The following is a 19,390-nucleotide window of genomic DNA, read 5'->3' on the forward strand; positions in this document are numbered from 1 at the left end:
GCGAGAACGATCGCCAGCATCAGCACTTTGTTGCTCGTGAGATCCATGGGCTGTTACCTGCCTGCGCTCTCCGCCCGGCGCCGCCCGCGCTTCGTTGCGAGGGCTTGCCCGGGGCTTTCCTTGGCCTTTGACCCGACTTTCCGGTGGGGAGTGAACCTCTCTCCCCAAGACACCGTCCTAGAGGGCGCAATGTCGCCGGATGCCCGATCGGGCCCGGGTTCAAGGTCTCTCGCAGAACTACGGGATGCGATGTCTGTCAGGATAGATGGGGAAATGTCGGGCGAGGTTCCGAGCCGATCAAGCCGGGCGCGGCGCATACTGCGCGGCCCGCGTCCCGAGGCCGTCCCCGTGCTCGTCGGCAGGGCGGCCGCCCTCGTGGGCGTCCTGGACATTGCCGCGGGTGTGTTCCCGCGCTTTCGTCACAGCCGTATGCACGCCATCGCCGAGGTGCTGCCGGGCTCGTTCGGGCCCTTCGCGGCCGCGCTCTCGCTGAGCGCCGGTGTGCTGCTGCTGTTGCTCGCGCACGGACTCAAACGGCGCAAGCGCCGGGCGTGGCGGGCCGCGGTCGCGCTGCTGCCGGCCGGCGCGGCGGCGGAGTTCGCGTACCGGCACTCGGTCGTCGGCATGCTCATCGCGGTGGCACTGCTCGTGCCCCTGCTGGTCCACCGCGACGAGTTCGCGGCGCTGCCCGATCCGCGCAGCAGGTGGCGGGCGCTCGCGAACTTCATCCTCATGAGCGCCAGTTCTCTCGTCCTCGGACTCATCATCGTCAGCGTCCACCCGCACCGGACCATCGGCGACCCGAGCCTGGCCGACCGGCTGACACACGTCGTCTACGGCCTGTTCGGCTTCGAGGGCCCGGTCGACTACCAGGGCAACACGTCCTGGACCGTCGCCTTCTCCCTCGGCGCCCTCGGCTGGATCACCGCCGCCACCACGATCTACCTGGCCCTCCGCCCCGAGCACCCGGCCGCCCGTCTCACCGAGGAGGACGAGGCACGGCTGCGCGCCCTGCTGGAGAAGCACGGCGGGCGCGACTCGCTCGGCCACTTCGCGCTGCGCCGCGACAAGGCGGTCGTCTTCTCGCCCAGCGGCAAGGCGGCGGTCACCTACCGCGTCGTCTCCGGGGTGATGCTCGCCAGCGGCGACCCCATCGGTGACGTCGAGGCCTGGCCCGGCGCCATCGAGCGCTTCATGGACGAGGCCAAGGCGCACTCCTGGACGCCCGCCGTCATGGGCTGCTCGGAGACCGGCGGCGAGGTGTGGACCCGGGAGACCGGCCTGGGCGCCCTGGAACTGGGCGACGAGGCGGTGGTGGACGTCGCGGATTTCTCGCTCGCCGGACGCGCGATGCGCAACGTACGGCAAATGGTCAAGCGCATCGAGCGAGCCGGCTACGAAACCCGGGTGCGGCGCATCCGTGACCTCGGCGACGCCGAACTGGAACGCATCCGCCGGGCGGCGGAGGACTGGCGCGGCACCGACACCGAACGCGGCTTCTCCATGGCGCTCGGCCGCGTCGGCGACCCCGCCGACGGCGACTGCCTGATCGCCACCGCCCACAAGCAGGACGACGAACCCGGCGAGTACGGCGACCTGAAGGCGGTCCTGCACTTCGTGCCCTGGGGCGAGGACGGCGCCTCGCTGGACCTGATGCGCCGTGACCGCAGCGCCGACCCCGGCATGAACGAGCTGCTGATCGTCGCCGCCCTCCAGGCCGCGCCGAAGTTCGGCATCGCCCGGGTCTCGCTGAACTTCGCGATGTTCCGCTCCGCCCTCGCACGCGGCGAGAAGATCGGCGCCGGCCCGGTGCTGCGCGCCTGGCGCGGGCTGCTGGTCTTCCTCTCGCGCTGGTTCCAGATCGAGTCGCTGTACAAGTTCAACGCCAAGTTCCAGCCCCGGTGGGAACCCCGCTTCGTGGTCTACCGGAACAACGCCGACCTGCCCCGCATCGGCTTCGCCGCCATGCAGGCGGAGGGCTTCGTCAACATCGCCCTGCCGCTCCCGCGCTTCCTGCGCCGGCGCAGGGCGGCCGCCGAGCGCCCCTGCGCGCACGCCGTGGCGGAACGGGACGTCCGCGCGGCCTGAGCGCCGCGGGACGACATCAGGACCGCAGGACAGAGCGGTCCGGCCGAGGACGGGCCCGGGCGGGCGCCCCACCCCCTCCAGCACCGGGGGGCTCCCGCCCGGGCCGCCTCGCATTCCAGGCGCCCTCCTGGGCCTACGCTGAACGTATGAACAACGTCAGCGGGCGCGGCCGGGTCGCCGGCCTTCCGGTATGGGACCGGTGCGCGGTCATGGGTGTCGTCAACGTGACCCCCGATTCCTTCTCCGACGGCGGCCGCTGGTTCGACACGACCGCCGCCGTCAAGCACGGCCTGGACCTCGTCGCCGAGGGCGCGGACCTGGTCGACGTCGGCGGCGAGTCCACCCGCCCCGGCGCCACCCGGGTGGACGAGGCCGAGGAACTCAGGCGCGTCATCCCGGTCGTCCGGGGCCTCGCCTCCGAAGGCGTCGTCGTCTCCGTCGACACCATGCGCGCCTCCGTCGCCGCAAAGTCCCTCGCGGCCGGCGCCGCCCTCGTCAACGACGTCAGCGGCGGGCTCGCCGATCCCGCGATGATCCCGGTGGTCGCCGACACGGGCGCCCCGTTCGTCGTCATGCACTGGCGCGGCTTCCTGCACGGCGGCAACGTCAAGGGCGCCTACGAGGACGTCGTCACCGAAGTCGCGGACGAACTGCACGCACGCGTGGAGGCCGTGCTGGCCGGCGGCATCGCCCCCGACCGCATCGTCGTCGACCCCGGCCTCGGCTTCTCCAAGGAGGCCGAACACGACCTCACCCTCCTCGCCCACCTCGACCGCCTGCGCGCCCTCGGCCACCCGCTGCTCGTGGCCGCCTCCCGCAAGCGGTTCCTCGGCCGGGTCCTCGCCGGCCCGGAGGGCGCGCCCCCGCCGGCCCGGGAGCGCGACGCCGCCACCGCCGCCGTCTCCGCACTCGCGGCGCACTCCGGCGCGTGGGCGGTGCGCGTACACGAGGTACGCGCCACCGCAGACGCGGTCCGGGTCGCACGCGCCGTGGAGGGAGCGCGTACGGCGGGCTCAGCGCCGGACGCGCTCAGCGAGCGCGGGGCGCGTGAAGCGGGAAACACTCCGAGCGCCGAGCGCGAGCCCGGGGTGTGCGGCAGTGGGCGCACGCCCGGCACCAGTGATGAGCAAGGGGCGGAAGGAGCCCGGTGAGCGCCCCTCATACCGATGCCGAACAGGTGGAGGCCGCCAACACCGCCTTCTACGAGGCGATGGAACGCGGTGACTTCGATGAGCTGTCGTCCCTCTGGCTCACCCCTGCCGACCTGGACGTGGACGAGGAGTACCACGACCCGGTGGACACCGGCGTGGTCTCCTGCGTACACCCCGGCTGGCCGGTGCTCACCGGCCGCGGCGAGGTCCTCAGGTCGTACGCCCTGATCATGGCCAACACCGACTACATCCAGTTCTTCCTCACCGACGTGCATGTCTCCGTCACCGGCGACACCGCGCTCGTCACCTGCACCGAGAACATCCTCAGCGGCGGCCCCGCCCCCGAGGACGGCGCGGAGCTGGGACCGCTCGTCGGCCAGCTCGTCGTCGCCACGAACGTGTTCCGGCGCACACCCGCCGGCTGGAAACTCTGGTCGCACCACGCCTCCCCCGTGCTGGCCGAGACCGCCGAGGACGAGGAGCCCGGCGCCGACGGCGTGAACCCGGACGACGGACCCCTCGCCTGAGCGGGTGGACGCTCCATGGGGCGAGAAGTGGTTGGAATCACCTCCCCCGGGGTAGGAGCCGCTACCAGCCCGTGACACGGCCGGGTTTCCCCGGGGAAACCCGGGATGAACCCTCGTGATCCCGGCCCGGGCCAGCGCCCCGCGGCCCGGCTTTGTCAGTGCCCGCAGGTAGATTCGTCTGAGGACGGCGTGCCGCCCGCACGTGGTACGGACCGGTCCTTCCCGACGATTGCAGGAGTGATTCGCGTGGATCGTGTCGCGCTGCGCGGCCTCAAGGCCCGCGGGCACCACGGTGTGTTCCCCAAGGAGCGCGAGGAGGGCCAGACCTTCATCGTGGACCTCGTCCTGGGGCTGGACACCCGGCCGGCGGCGACCGACGACGACCTGGCGAAGACCGTCCACTACGGCATCGTGGCCGAGGAGGTCGTGGCCGTCATCGAGGGTGAACCGGTGAACCTCATCGAGACCCTCGCCGAGCGGATCGCCCAGACCTGCCTGAAGCACGAAGGGGTACACGAGGTCGAGGTCTGCGTCCACAAGCCGGACGCGCCGATCACCGTCCCCTTCGACGACGTGACCGTCACCATCACCCGGAGCCGAGTATGACCCGATCCTTCCTGCAGGGTCACAGCGACCCGACCGTCCAGCCGGTGCCCGCCTCGGTCGTCGAGAAGGTGGACGCCGCCGACACGACCCTCCAGAACCCGAAATGGGCCGTCATCTCCATCGGCTCCAACCTCGGCAACCGCCTGGAGACCCTCCAGGGCGCCGTCGACGCGCTGGAGGACACCCCCGGTGTCCGCGTGAAGGCCGTCTCCCCGGTGTACGAGACCGAGCCCTGGGGCGTGGCACCCGGCAGCCAGCCGTCGTACTTCAACGCGGTCGTGGTCCTCAAGACCACCCTCCCCCCGGCCTCCCTGCTGGAGCGGGCCCACGCCATCGAGGAGGCGTACAAACGCGTCCGCGACGAGCACTGGGGGCCACGCACCCTGGACGTCGACATCGTCGCCTACGCCGACGTCATCTCCGACGACCCCCGGCTCACCCTGCCGCACCCACGCGCCCACGAGCGCGCCTTCGTGCTCGCCCCCTGGCACGACGTGGACCCGCAGGCCCAGCTGCCCGGCCGCGGCCCGGTGGCCGAACTGCTGTCGGCCGTCACCCGTGCGGGCGTCGAGCCCCGCGCGGACCTGGAACTCCGACTGCCTGAATAGTCGTTAAGGTCAAGACGACTCGAACGACAAGGTCGAGCCGACCGCAGTCCGGACCGGTCCGGGGGAGCTGAAGGGACACCGTGAGAGAGCTGCGCATCAGGGTGCTGGCGGGCGTGTTCGTCGTGGCCGGGATCCTGTCCTGGGCGGGCGCCCGCCTCTGGAACTCGATCGGGACCCTGCCCAGCGTCCCCCTGGCCGCCCCCATCGTGCTCGCCCTGATCGCGGTGGTCCTGCTCTCGACGGCGCTGTCGCTGCGCGCCCGCCTCAAGGCCCAGCGCGAGCGCCGCCCCGGCGCGAAGGGCGTCGACCCCCTGATGGCCGCCCGCGCGGTGGTCTTCGGCCAGGCCAGCGCCCTGGTCGCCGCCCTCGTGGCCGGCATGTACGGCGGCACGGGCGTCTTCCTGCTGGAGCTGCTGGACATCCCCGCGCGCCGCGACCAGGCCGTCTACGCCGGCTTCTCGGTCCTGGCCGGCATCGGTGTCATAGCGGCGGCCCTGTTCCTGGAGCGGGTGTGCAAACTCCCCGAGGACGAGGACCAGAACCCCCCGGGAGCGGAGCCGGCCGCGTGACGGCCGGTTTCGGCAAGCAGCGGTTCAGCGCGCCATGATCAGGCTCATGGCCTCGTTCCGCGTCGCCGCATCCCGCAGCTGCCCGCGCACGGCGGACGTTATGGTCTTCGCGCCCGGCTTGCGGATGCCGCGCATGGACATGCACATGTGCTCGCACTCGACGACCACGATGACGCCCCGCGGCTCCAGCATCTCCATCAGGGAGTCCGCGATCTGCGTGGTGAGTCGTTCCTGCACCTGCGGTCGGCGGGCGTAGACGTCCACCAGACGGGCCAGCTTGGACAGGCCGGTGATCTTCCCGGTGACGGACGGGATGTAGCCGACGTGGGCGACGCCCCGGAACGGGACCAGATGGTGCTCACAGGTCGAGTACACCTCGATGTCCTTCACCAGCACCATTTCGTCGTGCCCGAGGTCGAACGTCGTCGTCAGCACGTCCTCGGGCCGCTGCCACAGGCCCGCGAAGATCTCCTTGTAGGCCCGCGCCACTCGCGCCGGCGTCTCCCTCAGGCCCTCCCGGTCCGGGTCCTCGCCGACCGCGATCAGCAATTCCCGTACGGCATTTTCGGCGCGCTTCTCGTCGAATTCGCCGATGGGGGCCCCGTCGCCGTCCAGCGTCACCGGGTTGGTCATCTGGTTCCTCGCTCCTGTACCTCGCGCGCGTGGCGGCGGCCACGCGTCTGTGTGCGGACATACGAACGCCGCGCCCTCCAGGCTAAAACCTGATGGGCGCGGCGTTCATTCCAGGCCGTTTGGCCGAAACGCGATCAGTTCTCCGGGCGGTCCTCCGGGGTCTTGTCCGTCGCCGGGGCGGGCTCCGCGGCGGTGGACTTGACCGTGCTGATCGCGGCCGTCGCGCCGTTCGCACCGTTCGTCAGTGCCAGCTCCTTCGGGGAGAGCACCGGCGGGCGGGTGGACGGGGTGCGGCGGGAGGAGCCTGTCCAGGCGGGCCGCGGCGGGCGCTTGACGATCGGGGCGAAGATCTCTGCGATCTCCTCCTTGCCCAGGGTCTCCTTCTCCAGCAGATGGAGGACGAGCTGGTCGAGCACGTCGCGGTTCTCGACCAGGATCTCCCAGGCCTCGTTGTGCGCGGTCTCGATGAGCTTCTTGACCTCTTCGTCGACCAGCGCGGCGACCTCTTCCGAGTAGTCGCGCTGGTGAGCCATCTCACGGCCGAGGAAGGGCTCGCTGTTGTCGCCGCCGAACTTGATGGCGCCGAGCCGCTCGGTCATGCCGTACTGGGTGACCATCGCGCGGGCCAGGTTGGTGGCCTTCTCGATGTCGTTCGCGGCGCCGGTGGTCGGGTCGTGGAAGACCAGTTCCTCGGCGGCGCGGCCGCCCAGCATGTAGGCGAGCTGGTCGAGCATCTCGTTGCGCGTGGTCGAGTACTTGTCCTCGTCGGGCAGGACCATCGTGTAGCCGAGGGCGCGGCCGCGGGACAGGATCGTGATCTTGTGGACCGGGTCGGAGTTCGGCGAGGCCGCCGCGACCAGGGCGTGACCGCCCTCGTGGTACGCGGTGATCTTCTTCTCCTTGTCCGACATGATCCGGGTCCGCTTCTGCGGGCCCGCGACCACGCGGTCGATCGCCTCGTCGAGCGCTCGGTTGTCGATCAGCTTCTGGTCGCCTCGGGCCGTCAGCAGCGCGGCCTCGTTGAGGACGTTCGCCAGGTCGGCGCCGGTCATACCAGGGGTGCGGCGGGCGACGGCGGCCAGGTCGACGTCGGGCGCGACCGGCTTGCCCTTCTGGTGGACCTTGAGGATCTCCAGGCGGCCCTGCAGGTCCGGCGGGTCGACCGCGATCTGGCGGTCGAAGCGGCCGGGGCGGAGCAGTGCCGGGTCGAGGATGTCGGGGCGGTTCGTGGCGGCGATGAGGATCACGCCGCCCTTGACGTCGAAGCCGTCCATCTCGACGAGCAGCTGGTTCAGGGTCTGCTCGCGCTCGTCGTGACCACCGCCGAGGCCGGCGCCGCGGTGGCGGCCGACCGCGTCGATCTCGTCGACGAAGACGATCGCCGGGGCGTTCGCCTTGGCCTGCTCGAACAGGTCACGGACCCGGGAGGCACCGACACCGACGAACATCTCGACGAAGTCGGAGCCGGAGATCGAGTAGAAGGGGACGCCCGCCTCGCCGGCCACGGCGCGGGCGAGGAGCGTCTTGCCGGTACCCGGGCGGCCGTAGAGCAGCACGCCCTTGGGGATCTTGGCGCCGACGGCCTGGAACTTGGCCGGCTCCTGGAGGAACTCCTTGATCTCGTGGAGCTCCTCGACGGCCTCGTCGCAGCCGGCGACGTCGGAGAAGGTCGTCTTCGGGGTGTCCTTGGTGATGAGCTTGGCCTTGGACTTGCCGAAGTTCATCACCCGGGAGCCGCCGCCCTGCATCTGGTTCATCAGGAACAGGAAGACGACGACGATCAGGACGAAGGGCAGCAGGGAGAGCAGGACGCCGACGAACGGGTTCTGCTTGGACGGCGACACGGTGTAGCCGTCCGGGATCTGCTTGTCCTGGTACTTGGTCTGCAGGATGCCGGCGACGGTCTCGCCCTGACGATCGATGTAGCTCGCCTGGATCTTCGAGCTGCCGTCGATCTTCTGACCGTCCTTGAGGGTGACCTTGATGGTCTGCTCGTCGCCGGTGGTCAGCTTGGCCGACTGGACCCTGTTGTCATTGATCGCCGCGACGACCTGGCCGGTGTCCACCGTCTTGTAGCCGCCGGACGAGCCGACGACCTGCATCAACACGACCACGGCAAGGACGGCCAGCACGATCCACATGACCGGCCCACGGAAGTATCGCTTCACGTCCATCCATACGGAGCGGTGCCGCCCCGTCCCTCCTGCCATAGTGAGTTTGATAAGACAGTTCTTCTGACGGTACCCCAGCGTGGTGGTCCGAAGCCGCACGAAGTTCGCTTCGGACGGCCGGGGAGCCCCGTCTCTGCATGCTTCAACGCCCTGGAACCCGCCGGGGTTCCCGATCGTCCTACAAGGCTTGAGCCGAGTGGCTCACATCACCCGGTACGGCTCAGCCACCGTAGACGTGAGGCGCGAGCGTACCGACGAACGGCAGGTTCCGGTACTTCTCGGCGTAGTCGAGGCCGTAGCCGACGACGAACTCGTTCGGGATGTCGAAACCGACCCACTCGACGTCGATGGCGACCTTGGCGGCGTCCGGCTTGCGCAGCAGCGTGCACACCTTCAGCGAGGCGGGCTCGCGGGAGCCGAGGTTGTTGATCAGCCAGGACAGGGTCAGGCCGGAGTCGATGATGTCCTCGACGATCAGGACGTGCTTGCCCTTGATGTCGGTGTCCAGGTCCTTGAGGATCCGCACGACACCGGAGGACTGGGTGCCCGCGCCGTAGGAGGACACGGCCATCCAGTCCATGGTGACGGGGGTGGACAGCGCCCGGGCGAGGTCCGCCATGACCATCACGGCGCCCTTGAGGACGCCGACGATGAGCAGGTTCTTGCCCGCGTACTCCGCGTCGATCTTCGCGGCCAGCTCGGCCAGCTTCGCGTCGATCTCTTCCTTGGTGATGAGCACCTGCTGGAGGTCGGCACCCATGTCTTTCGCGTCCACCCGCATCACTTTCGGTCGTCCCGCACTTACGGCCGCATGCACGGCCACCGGCTGCCCGTACCGGCCGCCGGAGGGTCGCTCCGCCGGGTCGGGATTCAGCCTTGCCGAATCACCAGTCTGCCACCCTGCCGCTGGGCGACGACTTTGCCCGGGAGATTGATGGCTCCCTGGCCGCGCCAGCCGGTGATCAGACGGTCGACTTCCTCGATGTGACGGGCGAACAGCGAACCGGCCGGGGCACCCGCCTCGATGGCGGCGCGGCGCAGGATGCGGCGGCGTACGGCGGGCGGGAGCGCGTAGAGCTTGGCGCACTCCAGCAGGCCTGCGGCGTCACGGACGGAGGACTCGGCCTGGCTCGCCCAGGCGTCGAGGGCGTCGGCGTCGTCGCGGGAGAGCTGGGCGGTGCGGGCGAGTGCCTCCACGACGCCTTTGCCGAGGGCCTTCTCCAGGGCCGGCAGGCCTTCGTGCCGCAGCCGGGAGCGGGTGTAGGCGGGGTCGGTGTTGTGCGGATCATCCCAGACGGGGAGGGACTGGACCATGCAGGCCTTGCGGGCGGTCTGCCGGTCGAGTCCCAGGAAGGGGCGCCGGTAACGGCCGCCGGTCCCCGAGACCGCGGCCATGCCGGACAGGGAGCGGATGCCGGAGCCGCGGGCGAGGCCGAGCAGGACGGTTTCGGCCTGGTCGTCGCGGGTGTGGCCGAGCAGGACCGCGGTGGCGCCGTGGCGTTCGGCGGCGGCGTCGAGGGCGGCGTAGCGGGCGTCGCGGGCGGCGGCTTCGGGTCCGCCGTCGCGGCCGACGGTCACGGCGACGGACTCGACCGGGTCGAGGCCGAGTTCGCGCAGGCGCAGGGCGACCTCGTCGGCCCGGAGGTCGGAGCCGGGCTGGAGGCCGTGGTCGACGGTGACGCCCCCGGCGCGGACGCCGAGCTTGGGCGCTTCGAAGGCGAGGGCCGAGGCGAGGGCCATGGAGTCGGCGCCGCCGGAGCAGGCGACCAGCACGAGCGGGGAGGGGAGCCGCTCGGCCGTCCGGTCCTGGTGCGTGCCGAAGGCCTGCCGGCCGGGCCCGCCGGAGGCGTGGTGGTTGTTGAGGATGTCGTGGAGGGCGCGGCGGACCGCCAGGCGTATCGCCGCGACCGCAGGATGGGGACCCATGTCCGGTTCCCTTCATGAAGTTTTCGGGGGGTGAGCCCGAGTCCGGTCACTCAGAGTGTGTAGATGGTGACAGAAGCGGGCGGTTCCCCGAGCATTGCACGCCTACGCATGGCTCACGGTCCCTCGGACGGGTGATTGGAGAGGCGTTCGCCTGCCGTCGGCCGGATTCGATTCACGACGTGTCCATGCCGCTCACGACTCGGCCTTGCGGTGCACCCGCGCGACCCAGTCCGCCGGTTTGGCGATCTCCGCCTTGGTGGGCAGGGTGTTGGGCGAGGTCCACACGCGGTTGAAGCCGTCGATGCCGACCTGCTCGACGACGGCCCGCACGAACCGTTCGCCGTCCCGGTACTGCCTGAGTTTGGCATCCAGACCGAGCAGTTTGCGCAGGGCGAGGTCGAGGCGGGAGGCGCCCTTGGCGCGGCGCTGCTGGAACTTCTCGCGGATCTCCGCCACGGTCGCTACGACACTGGGGCCGACGCCATCCATGACGTAGTCGGCGTGGCCCTCCAGCAGGGACATGACGGCGGTGAGGCGGGCGAGGATCTCGCGCTGGGCCGGGGTCTGCACCAGGTCCACGAAGGAGCGGCCGCCGTCCTCCTCCTCGCCCTCGGGACGGCCGCCGGCGAGGGACTGGGCGGCTTCCCTGACGCGCTCCAGGAAGGTCATCGGGTCGACGTCGGTCTCCGCCAAGAACGACTGGATTTCGCCCTCCAGGTGGTCGCGCAGCCAGGGCACGGCCGTGAACTGGGTGCGGTGGGTCTCCTCGTGCAGGCACACCCACAGGCGGAAGTCGTGCGGCTGCACGTCGAGTTCGCGCTCGACGTGGACGATGTTGGGCGCGACGAGCAGGAGGCGACCGCTGCCGTTCTCACCGGCCGGGAGGTCGCGGGTGGCCGGGGCGAAGGTCTCGTACTGGCCGAGGACGCGGGAGGACAGGAACGACAGCAGCATGCCGAGCTCCACGCCGGTGACCTTGCCGCCGACGGTGCCGAGGACCGCGCTGCCGGGGCTGCCGGCGCGCCGTTCCTGCATCTTCTCCAGCAGCGGCCGGAGGATCTCGCGGAAACCGGCCACGTTGGCGCGGACCCAGCCGGGCCGGTCGACCACCAGGACCGGGGTGTCGTGGATCTCGTCGGTGCCCATACGAGTGAAGCCCCGGACGTGTTCCTCCGAGGCCTTGGCGTGCCGGCGCAGCTCCGCGACGACGGCGCGTGCCTCGTCGCGGCTGACGTCGGGGCCCGGCCGTACGAGCCGTGTCGCGGTTGCCACCGCGAGGTTCCAGTCGACCATCCCGGGAGATGTGGTGCCACCGAAGCCAGTCATGTCGTCAACCGTACGGGACCGCTCCCGCTTGGGGCAGGCCATGAGGGTCGGTGGGGGCTGAGGGCGTCGGACGGGCACCTGGTGCGGCCGGCCGCGGCTATCCGCAGCCGCACCCGGCCAGTGCCGTGGCCGTCTTGTCCAGGGCCGACTCGGCCTGCACGGGGTCTGTCGTGCCGGAGGCCATGAAGGCGAAGGCCAGGAGGCGGCCGTCGGCGTCGACGACCGTGCCGGCGAGGGTGTTCACGCCGGTCAGGGTGCCGGTCTTGGCGCGTACGACGCCTGCCGCGCTGTCGGTGTAGCGGTCGGCCAGGGTGCCGGTGAAGCCGGCCACGGGCAGCCCGGTGAGGACGGGGCGCAGGCCGGGGCGGCCGGGGTCGCCGGCGGTGACCAGGAGGGCGGTGAGGAGGTCGGCGGTGAGCCGGTCGTCGCGGTCGAGGCCGCTGCCGTCGTGGAAGGAGGCGCCGGACATCGGCAGGCCCAGCTTGGTCAGCCGTGCGGAGATCGCCCTGGCGCCGCCGTCGAAGCTGCCGGGCTGGCCGCTGGTGAGGGCGGTCTGGCGGGCCAGGGCCTCGGCGATGTCGTTGTCGCTGTTGGTCAGCATGCGCTCGACCACGTCGGCCAGTGGAGGCGAGGAGACCGTGGCGAGGGTCTGCGCGCGCGTGCTCGCCTTGGAGGGGCCGGGTGGTGTGGTGGTGATGCCCGCGCTCTTCAGGAAGGCCGCGAACTTGCTCGCCGCGTCCTTCGCCGGGTCGCTCACGCGGGGCGCCGGGCCGCTGGTCGAGCCGTTGGTGCGGCCCTCGTCGGCGCTCAGGGCGCTGACCGGCGCGAGGTTGTCGTTGACGCCGATGGGGTGCACGGCGGGGCCGGAGTACAGGGTCGTGTCGTAGGAGAGCGTGACCTTGTGGATGCCGCGCTTGGCCAGGGCCTTCGCGGTGTCCGCCGCCAGTGTGCGCAGGCTCGCCCAGCCTCCCCCACTCCCGGCTTCGCTCGAGCCGGAGGTGCCCCCAGCCTGCGTGCGGGCGGTGAGGGTGGGGTCGCCGCCGCCGACCAGGATCAGTTCGCCGGTGCCGGGTTCGAGGGCCGCACGGGTGGTGAGGCGGTGGTCGGGGCCCAGCGCGGACAGGGCGGCGACAGCGGTGGCGATCTTGGTGGTGGAGGCGGGGGTGAGGGCCTGGTCGGCGTCGGCGGCGTACAGGCGCCTGCCGGTGGTGACGTCGACGACGGCGGCCGCGTGGGTGCCGCCCAGCGCGGAGGCGTCCAGGAGGGGCTTGAGGACGTCCGAGAGGACCTTTCCGCCCGGCGGGGCCTTCTTGGTGTCGACGGCGCTCGTCGAGCCGTCCAGGCCCATCAGGACGGGTTCGGCGCTCGGTGCGGGCCGGGGCGCCCCGACAGCCGTACCGGACCGGCCGTGATCTGCGCCACCTGTCCGCTCCAGGGCGGCGGCCCGGTCACGCTCGGCCGTACGCTGACCGTTGGCGTCCCAGGGGCCGGCCGCAGTCACCACACCGGCGGCCAGCACCAGGCCGGCGGTGGCGGCGCCCGCGGTGTACTGCCAGGTCTTCACGGGCCGCGGCAGGGCCAGGGGCCGGGACCGCAGGGCCCGCGTCAACCGTGCGACCTGCGGCCTCGCGGCCGCCCCGGCCCGCGCCAGACGCGGTCGTACGGCGTTCGCGATCCGCTCCACCTGCGGTCTCGCGGCCCGCCAAGGCCTCAGCTCTGGCACGACCACCAGCCCCTTTCGCGATCACACACCTGCGTGAGGGACACTTAACCACCAGAACTATGTGCTGATCATGGAGGAGCCACCGGTGGAGTTCGACGTCACGATCGAGATCCCGAAGGGTTCGCGCAACAAGTACGAGGTGGACCACGAGACCGGTCGGATCCGCCTGGACCGTCGCCTCTTCACCTCGACCGCCTACCCGACCGACTACGGCTTCGTCGAGAACACCCTCGGCGAGGACGGCGACCCGCTGGACGCGCTGGTCATCCTGGACGAGCCGACCTTCCCGGGCTGCCTGATCCGCTGCCGCGCGATCGGCATGTTCCGCATGACGGACGAGGCGGGCGGCGACGACAAGCTGCTGTGCGTTCCGGCCACGGACCCGCGTGTGGAGCACCTGCGCGACATCCACCACGTGTCCGAGTTCGACCGCCTGGAGATCCAGCACTTCTTCGAGGTGTACAAGGACCTGGAGCCCGGCAAGTCCGTCGAGGGCGCCAACTGGGTGGGCCGTACGGACGCCGAGGCGGAGATCGAGCGTTCCTACAAGCGCTTCAAGGAGCAGGGCGGCCACTGAGCCCCACCCTTCTCGTGGACGGGCCGTACGCGCACGCGTGCGGCCCGTTCCCATCCACGCGCGCGTACGACCCGTCCGGGTCCTGTGCGCATACTGAGCCATACGGAAGGTGTCGTTCAGGGAGCGGTGCGAGGTGACGGAGGCGGAGGACCGCAAGCCCCGGTCGGACGAGGCGCGGTACGACCCGGAGATCACGTCCGAGTTCGCCATTCCCGCGGGTATCGAGGTCCCCGAGGGCGGCGGTGAGCCGGAGACCACCTCCGAGTTCGCTCTGCCGAAGGGCCTGGAGACGCCGCATCCGCCAAGTGCCGAGCCGGAGGCGTCGGCGTTCAGCCCGCCGAGCGCCTACAACGCCAAGGACTCCCTGGCGGCGTTCACCCCGGCCACCGGGGTGCCGCTGGTCAGCCTGATCAAGGACGCGCCCTGGCAGGACCGGATGCGCACGATGCTGCGGATGCCGGTGGCCGAGCGGCCGGCGCCCGAGCTGGTGCAGCGGGTGGAGGAGGAGGGCCCGGCCGTCCCGCGCGTGCTGGACCTGACCCTGCGTATCGGTGAGCTGCTGCTGGCCGGCGGCGAGGGCGCGGAGGACGTGGAGACCGCGATGTTCGCGGTGTGCCGCTCCTACGGCCTGGACCGCTGCGAGCCGAACGTCACCTTCACGCTGCTGTCGATCTCGCACCAGCCGTCACTGGTGGAGGACCCGGTGACCGCCTCGCGGACGGTACGGCGGCGGGGCACCGACTACACCCGGCTCGCGGCCGTGTTCCGGCTGGTGGACGATCTGACCGACCCGGAGACCCATGTCTCCCTGGAGGAGGCCTACCGGCGGCTGGCGGAGATCCGCCGCAACCGGCACCCCTACCCGGGCTGGGCGCTGACCCTGGCCAGCGGGCTGCTGGCGGGTGCGGCCTCCGTGCTGGTCGGCGGTGACCTGATCGTGTTCGTCGCCGCCGCGTTGGGCGCGATGCTCGGCGACCGGCTGGCCTGGCTGTGCGCGGGGCGCGGGCTGCCGGAGTTCTACCAGTTCACGGTCGCCGCGATGCCGCCCGCGGCCATCGGGGTGGCGTTCGCGCTGGCGCACGTCGACGTGAAGGCGTCCGCCGTCGTCACCGGTGGACTGTTCGCGCTGCTGCCCGGGCGGGCGCTGGTGGCGGGCGTCCAGGACGGTCTGACCGGCTTCTACATCACCGCGTCGGCCCGTCTGCTGGAGGTCCTGTACTTCTTCGTCGGCATCGTCGCCGGCGTGCTGGTCGTCCTGTACTTCGGGGTGAAGGTCGGCGGCAAGCTCAACCCGGACGCGGCGCTCGTCATCAACGAACGGCCGCTGATCCAGATCGCGGCCTCCATGCTGCTCTCGCTGACCTTCGCGGTGCTGCTCCAGCAGGAGCGGTCGACCGTGCTGTGGGTGACGCTCAACGGCGGCGTGGCGTGGACGGTGTACGGCGCGATGCACTATGTCGCCGACATCTCGCCGGTGGCGTCGACGGCCGTGGCCGCGGGGCTGGTCGGTCTGTTCGGGCAGCTGCTGTCGCGTTATCGATTCGCTTCGGCGCTGCCGTACACGACGGCGGCGATCGGACCGCTGCTGCCTGGCTCCGCCACGTATTTCGGGCTGCTGAACATGGCCCAGAACGAGGTGAACAAGGGGCTGGTGTCGCTGGCCAACGCGGCGTCGCTGGCCATGGCCATCGCCATCGGGGTCAATCTGGGGTCGGAGACCTTCCGGTTGTTCCTGAGGGTGGGGTCCGCCGGGAAGCGGCGGGCTGCCAAGCGGACCAGGGGTTTCTAGGCGGGCGGTTACCCGCGCCCCTCAGTGGTTGCGGTAGCCGTACGGGTACTCGTTCTGGTCGTACTGGTACTGGTCGTACTGGTACTGGTCGTACTGCTGCTGCGGGTAATGCTGCTGCGGGTACTGCTGGTCGTAGCCCTGGTTCCAGTACTGCTCCTGCTGCTGGTTCCAGTCCTGCTGCTGGGGCTGCTGAGGCTGCTGGTACGGCTCCTCGTACGGCCGGCCGTAGGGCTGGTCCGCCTCGACGCGACGGAGCCTGGTCGTGGCGTCGTCCATGACCACCGGGGCCGGGCGGGACGCCTCCGGTGCCGGCTGCGCGGCTGCCTTCTTCCCCTTGCCGCGGGCCCGCAGGAACTCGATCGCGATCGGGACCACGGAGACGAGGACGATCAGGATGAGGATCGCCTCGACGTTGTTCTTGACGAAGTCGATGTTGCCGAGCCAGGAGCCGAGCAGGGTGACGCCCGCGCCCCACAGGGTGCCGCCGATGACGTTGAAGATCAGGAACGAGCGGTACCTCATGCCGCTGACGCCGGCGATGATCGGCGTGAACGTCCGCACGATCGGCACGAAGCGGGCCAGGACCAGGGACTTCGGGCCGTACTTCTCGAAGAACTCGTGCGCCTTGGTGACGTTCTCCTGCTTGAACAGGCGGGAGTCGGGGCGGTTGAACAGGGACGGCCCGACCTTCTTGCCGAACATGTAGCCCGCCTGGTCGCCGAGTATCGCGGCGAGGCAGATCAGGCCGATCGCGCCCCACAGCGGGAAGTGCATCTGATGCGAGGTGATCAGCAGGCCGCAGGTGAACAGCAGCGAGTCACCCGGCAGGAAGAAGCCGATGAGCAGGCCGGACTCGGCGAAGACGACGAGCAGCAGACCCCAGATGCCGTAGGTGTCGAGCAGATAGTTGGGATCCAGCCAGCTCGGGCCGAGGGCGAGTGTCATCACGGGTCCGGGCTCCTGAAGGGGTGAAGGCGGCTACGGGGGTTGGTCTTCGAGCGAAGGCCGCACAAAGCTATCAACGTGATGTGACCGCCCCAGGTTCCACCGGTGTCTCCAGGATGCACTGTGGGATGACTGGGAGAAAGGTGTGACTCATGGGACTCGATGACTACGGCGGCGGCCAGGGGCCCCAGCCGGACGTGCTGGTCGTGACCACCAACGACGTGCCCGGATACCGGGTGCAGGAAGTGATCGGCGAGGTCTTCGGACTCACCGTGCGCTCCCGCCACCTCGGCAGCCAGATCGGCGCCGGCCTGAAGTCGATGATCGGCGGCGAGCTGAAGGGGCTCACCAAGACGCTCGTGCAGACCCGCAACCAGGCCATGGAGCGCCTGGTGGAGCAGGCACGCGCGCGTGGCGCCAACGCGGTGCTGGCGTTCCGGTTCGACGTGACCGAGGCCGCGGACGTGGGCACCGAGGTGTGCGCCTACGGCACGGCGGTGGTCCTGGCCCGGGAGTGAACCCCGCGCACTCCCGGGCCGGGAGCGCTCAGCAGGTCTGACGGTCGGCGTTGGCGAGGATCGCGTCGCGCAGGTGCTCGGCGACACCGGGCCCCATGGAGTCGTAGTAGGCCTTGAAGCGCTCGTCGGAGACGTACATCTGCCCGAAGCACCGGTGCATCTCGTACGGGACCTCGAAGAACCACCTGGTCATGTGCTGCCGGTGTTCCTCCGCCATGTCCATGGCCGCCTCACCGGACGGCGGCTCGCCCGCGGCCACCAGGGCGGCGTACCGCTCCTGCCAGTCGTCGACCTCGGCCTTGATCCGCTTCCAGTCCTCCTTGGTGTAGCGCGCGGCGCGGCGCTGGGACTCGGCCCAGGCCTCGGTGTCGCCCCAGCGCTGCTCCGCCTCCTCGGTGTACTCCTCGTTGAAGGGGTCCTTGTCCCCGAACACCTCGAACCGCTCCTCAGGCGTGAGGTTGATGCCCATCTTGCGTGCCTCCATGGCGTGCTCCACGGCCGCGGCCATCTTCTGCAGCTTCTCGATCCGGGCGGTCAGCAGTTCGTGCTGGCGGCGCAGGTGTGCGCGCGGGTCCGCGTCCGGGTCGTCGAGCAGGGCCGCGACCTCGTCGAGCGGGAAGCCGAGCTCCCGGTAGAACAGGATCTGCTGGAGCCGGTCGAGGTCGGCGTCGGTGTAGCGCCGGTGCCCGGCATGGGTGCGCGCGCCGGGCACGAGCAGGCCGATCTCGTCGTAGTGGTGCAGGGTGCGCACCGTGACCCCGGCGAACCCCGCGACCTGTCCCACGGAGTAGCTCACTTTCCGCTCCTTGTCGTCGGTACGCCCTCCACGCTGAGGCCTCACGTCGCGTGAGGTGCAAGCCGGTTTCCGTTCGGGACATTCAGGATGTTGTGTGCTTTTTGTCCGCTTATGGTGAGCCCGTGGCCCAGGAAACCGACGCGCTGCAGGCGCCCCCGACCGCCCCTACGGCGCCGGCGCGGGCCCTGCTGCCGTTCATCCTGCCCGCCGTGGCCGTCGGCGTGGTGGCGAGCCTGGTGTTCGTCGGGGTGAGCACGGCGGCGGAGCAGCTCCAGCACGTGCTGTGGGGGCCGCTGCCGGACGCGCTCGGGGTGGGCCGCTACTCGGTCCTGTGGATGTTCGTGATGCTGACCGCCACGGGCCTCGCGGTCGGCCTCGTGGTGTGGAAGGTGCCCGGGCATGCCGGTCCCGACCCGGCCACCCTCGGCCTGAACGCCCCGGTGATGCCGCCGGTCGTGCTGCCGGGACTGGTGCTGGCGAGCGGGCTGATGCTGGCCGGCGGCCCGAGCCTCGGCCCGGAGAACCCGATCATCGCCGTGAACGTGGGCATCGCGGTCCTGCTCGGCGCGCGCCTGGCGCCCCGGGCGCCGGGCACCCTGTGGCCGGTGCTGGCGGAGTCGGCGACGATCGGCGCGCTGTTCGGCACGCCGGTGGCGGCGGCGCTGGTGATCTCCGAGGCGCTGGCCGGGCGTCCGATGCGGGGGCGACTGTGGGACAACCTGTTCGCGCCGCTGACCGCCGGCGCGTGCGGGGCCGTCACGACCAACCTGGTGGCGCATCCGACCTTCGATCTGGGGCTGCCGCCCATGGGCCACCCGGACCCGAAGGACATTCTGGCGGCGCTCGTGATCGCCCCGGCGGCCGCGCTGCTCGGCATGGGCGCCGTCTACGCCTTCCCGTTCGTCCACGCGGCCTTCCGGCGGCTGCGGCACCCGATGCTGATGCTTCCGGCCGGCGGGGTCGTACTGGGCGCTCTGGGAGCCCTGGGCGGCCATCTGACGCTCTTCAAGGGGCTGTCGGAGGTCGGGGAGCTGGCCCGGCACCCGGACGGCTGGACGGCTGGGCAGTTCGCCGGGATGGCGGTGGTGAAGCTGACCGCGCTGCTCGTCGCCGCGGCCTGCGGTTTCCGCGGCGGCCGCATCTTCCCGTCCGTCTTCGTCGGCGCGGCCCTGGGGCTGTGCGCCCACGCGCTGGTCCCGGCCGTGCATCCGGCGCTGGGCGTGGCCACCGGTGTCCTGGGCATGCTCCTGGCGATCACCCGGCAGGGCTGGGTGAGCCTGTTCACCGCTGCCGTGCTGGTCGCCTCGCCCACCATCATCGCCGTGCTGTGCATCGCGTCGCTGCCGACCTGGCTGCTGGTGACGGGGCGCCCGCAGATGCAGTTGGGCGAGGACGGCACCCCGATCCGCTGAGAACCCTTTTCTGGAATCCCTGGAG

At 70.9% G+C, this 19,390-nt stretch carries 18 protein-coding genes; 10 read left to right on the plus strand and 8 right to left on the minus strand.

Features of this window, described 5'->3' with window-relative positions:
• Window positions 1–273: 273 nt before the first annotated feature.
• From ACZ5NH_RS41300 to ACZ5NH_RS41325, 6 genes are all read left to right on the plus strand, one after another.
• A complete protein-coding gene (locus ACZ5NH_RS41300; protein ID WP_468783031.1) occupies window positions 274–2,088 on the plus strand; it encodes a phosphatidylglycerol lysyltransferase domain-containing protein in 1,815 nt (604 codons plus the stop codon).
• A gap of 146 nt (window positions 2,089–2,234) precedes the next feature.
• On the plus strand, window positions 2,235–3,239 hold the full coding sequence (gene folP / locus ACZ5NH_RS41305) for a dihydropteroate synthase (RefSeq protein ID WP_468783033.1): 1,005 nt from the start codon (window positions 2,235–2,237) through the stop codon (window positions 3,237–3,239).
• Window positions 3,236–3,766, plus strand: a complete 531-nt coding sequence (locus tag ACZ5NH_RS41310) for a nuclear transport factor 2 family protein (protein WP_468783035.1) — start codon at window positions 3,236–3,238, stop codon at window positions 3,764–3,766. Before folP ends, ACZ5NH_RS41310 begins: the two co-directional genes overlap by 4 nt.
• 246 nt (window positions 3,767–4,012) lie before the next feature.
• On the plus strand, window positions 4,013–4,372 hold the full coding sequence (folB, locus tag ACZ5NH_RS41315) for a dihydroneopterin aldolase (protein ID WP_388636107.1): 360 nt from the start codon (window positions 4,013–4,015) through the stop codon (window positions 4,370–4,372).
• Window positions 4,369–4,980 carry a 2-amino-4-hydroxy-6-hydroxymethyldihydropteridine diphosphokinase gene (gene folK / locus ACZ5NH_RS41320; RefSeq protein ID WP_388636109.1) on the plus strand — a complete coding sequence of 204 codons (612 nt, stop codon included), beginning with the start codon at window positions 4,369–4,371 and terminating at the stop codon, window positions 4,978–4,980. Before folB ends, folK begins: the two co-directional genes overlap by 4 nt.
• Window positions 4,981–5,060: 80 nt before the next feature.
• Complete coding sequence (locus tag ACZ5NH_RS41325; protein WP_388636111.1) at window positions 5,061–5,549, plus strand: DUF3180 domain-containing protein; 489 nt, start codon at window positions 5,061–5,063, stop codon at window positions 5,547–5,549.
• 24 nt (window positions 5,550–5,573) lie between these two features.
• On the opposite strand, the gene folE is transcribed toward ACZ5NH_RS41325, so the two are convergent.
• The 6 genes from folE to dacB all read right to left on the minus strand — a co-directional run bounded on the left by folE (window position 5,574) and on the right by dacB (window position 13,334).
• Window positions 5,574–6,182 (minus strand): GTP cyclohydrolase I FolE, encoded by a 609-nt coding sequence (gene folE, locus ACZ5NH_RS41330; RefSeq protein ID WP_468783038.1) that lies wholly within the window; start codon window positions 6,180–6,182, stop codon window positions 5,574–5,576.
• A gap of 134 nt (window positions 6,183–6,316) precedes the next feature.
• The gene (gene ftsH / locus ACZ5NH_RS41335; protein WP_388636115.1) at window positions 6,317–8,356 is read right to left on the minus strand and encodes an ATP-dependent zinc metalloprotease FtsH; all 2,040 of its coding nucleotides are present in this window, start codon (window positions 8,354–8,356) and stop codon (window positions 6,317–6,319) included.
• Between the two features lie 217 nt (window positions 8,357–8,573).
• Window positions 8,574–9,134, minus strand: coding sequence for a hypoxanthine phosphoribosyltransferase (gene hpt / locus ACZ5NH_RS41340; RefSeq protein ID WP_388636116.1), 561 nt, complete (start codon window positions 9,132–9,134; stop codon window positions 8,574–8,576).
• An 89-nt stretch (window positions 9,135–9,223) separates the two neighbouring features.
• Window positions 9,224–10,279, minus strand: a complete 1,056-nt coding sequence (gene tilS, locus ACZ5NH_RS41345) for a tRNA lysidine(34) synthetase TilS (protein WP_468783041.1) — start codon at window positions 10,277–10,279, stop codon at window positions 9,224–9,226.
• Between the two features lie 192 nt (window positions 10,280–10,471).
• Complete coding sequence (locus tag ACZ5NH_RS41350) at window positions 10,472–11,605, minus strand: zinc-dependent metalloprotease (protein ID WP_468783043.1); 1,134 nt, start codon at window positions 11,603–11,605, stop codon at window positions 10,472–10,474.
• A gap of 97 nt (window positions 11,606–11,702) precedes the next feature.
• Window positions 11,703–13,334, minus strand: coding sequence for a D-alanyl-D-alanine carboxypeptidase/D-alanyl-D-alanine endopeptidase (gene dacB / locus ACZ5NH_RS41355; protein ID WP_468783045.1), 1,632 nt, complete (start codon window positions 13,332–13,334; stop codon window positions 11,703–11,705).
• 79 nt (window positions 13,335–13,413) lie between these two features.
• On the opposite strand from dacB, the gene ACZ5NH_RS41360 reads away from it, so the two are divergent.
• Window positions 13,414–13,905, plus strand: coding sequence for an inorganic diphosphatase (locus tag ACZ5NH_RS41360; RefSeq protein WP_029381130.1), 492 nt, complete (start codon window positions 13,414–13,416; stop codon window positions 13,903–13,905).
• A 133-nt stretch (window positions 13,906–14,038) separates the two neighbouring features.
• Complete coding sequence (locus tag ACZ5NH_RS41365) at window positions 14,039–15,694, plus strand: threonine/serine exporter family protein (protein ID WP_468783047.1); 1,656 nt, start codon at window positions 14,039–14,041, stop codon at window positions 15,692–15,694.
• Window positions 15,695–15,715: 21 nt separating this feature from the next.
• Here the strand turns inward: ACZ5NH_RS41365 and ACZ5NH_RS41370 are convergent, their stop codons facing one another.
• Window positions 15,716–16,642 (minus strand): DedA family protein, encoded by a 927-nt coding sequence (locus tag ACZ5NH_RS41370; protein ID WP_468783049.1) that lies wholly within the window; start codon window positions 16,640–16,642, stop codon window positions 15,716–15,718.
• Window positions 16,643–16,791: 149 nt separating this feature from the next.
• Between ACZ5NH_RS41370 and ACZ5NH_RS41375 the strand changes: the two genes are divergently transcribed.
• Window positions 16,792–17,157 carry a YbjQ family protein gene (locus tag ACZ5NH_RS41375; protein WP_451009489.1) on the plus strand — a complete coding sequence of 122 codons (366 nt, stop codon included), beginning with the start codon at window positions 16,792–16,794 and terminating at the stop codon, window positions 17,155–17,157.
• A gap of 28 nt (window positions 17,158–17,185) precedes the next feature.
• On the opposite strand, the gene ACZ5NH_RS41380 is transcribed toward ACZ5NH_RS41375, so the two are convergent.
• Window positions 17,186–17,953 (minus strand): MerR family transcriptional regulator, encoded by a 768-nt coding sequence (locus ACZ5NH_RS41380; protein WP_388636130.1) that lies wholly within the window; start codon window positions 17,951–17,953, stop codon window positions 17,186–17,188.
• Between the two features lie 122 nt (window positions 17,954–18,075).
• On the opposite strand from ACZ5NH_RS41380, the gene ACZ5NH_RS41385 reads away from it, so the two are divergent.
• Window positions 18,076–19,365, plus strand: a complete 1,290-nt coding sequence (locus ACZ5NH_RS41385; RefSeq protein WP_468783052.1) for an ion channel protein — start codon at window positions 18,076–18,078, stop codon at window positions 19,363–19,365.
• The last annotated feature ends 25 nt before the right edge of the window (window positions 19,366–19,390 follow it).

This window comes from Streptomyces sp. NPDC031426 (assembly GCF_055581585.1).

Coding starts and splice junctions, on each gene's coding strand:
- hpt (WP_388636116.1), bottom strand. CDS start 9,134: ATGCGGGTGGACGCGAAAGACATGGGTGCCGACCTCCAGCAGGTGCTC.
- ACZ5NH_RS41375 (WP_451009489.1), top strand. CDS start 16,792: ATGGGACTCGATGACTACGGCGGCGGCCAGGGGCCCCAGCCGGACGTG.
- folK (WP_388636109.1), top strand. CDS start 4,369: ATGACCCGATCCTTCCTGCAGGGTCACAGCGACCCGACCGTCCAGCCG.
- ftsH (WP_388636115.1), bottom strand. CDS start 8,356: ATGGACGTGAAGCGATACTTCCGTGGGCCGGTCATGTGGATCGTGCTG.
- folE (WP_468783038.1), bottom strand. CDS start 6,182: ATGACCAACCCGGTGACGCTGGACGGCGACGGGGCCCCCATCGGCGAA.
- tilS (WP_468783041.1), bottom strand. CDS start 10,279: ATGGGTCCCCATCCTGCGGTCGCGGCGATACGCCTGGCGGTCCGCCGC.
- folP (WP_468783033.1), top strand. CDS start 2,235: ATGAACAACGTCAGCGGGCGCGGCCGGGTCGCCGGCCTTCCGGTATGG.
- ACZ5NH_RS41300 (WP_468783031.1), top strand. CDS start 274: ATGTCGGGCGAGGTTCCGAGCCGATCAAGCCGGGCGCGGCGCATACTG.
- ACZ5NH_RS41350 (WP_468783043.1), bottom strand. CDS start 11,605: ATGACTGGCTTCGGTGGCACCACATCTCCCGGGATGGTCGACTGGAAC.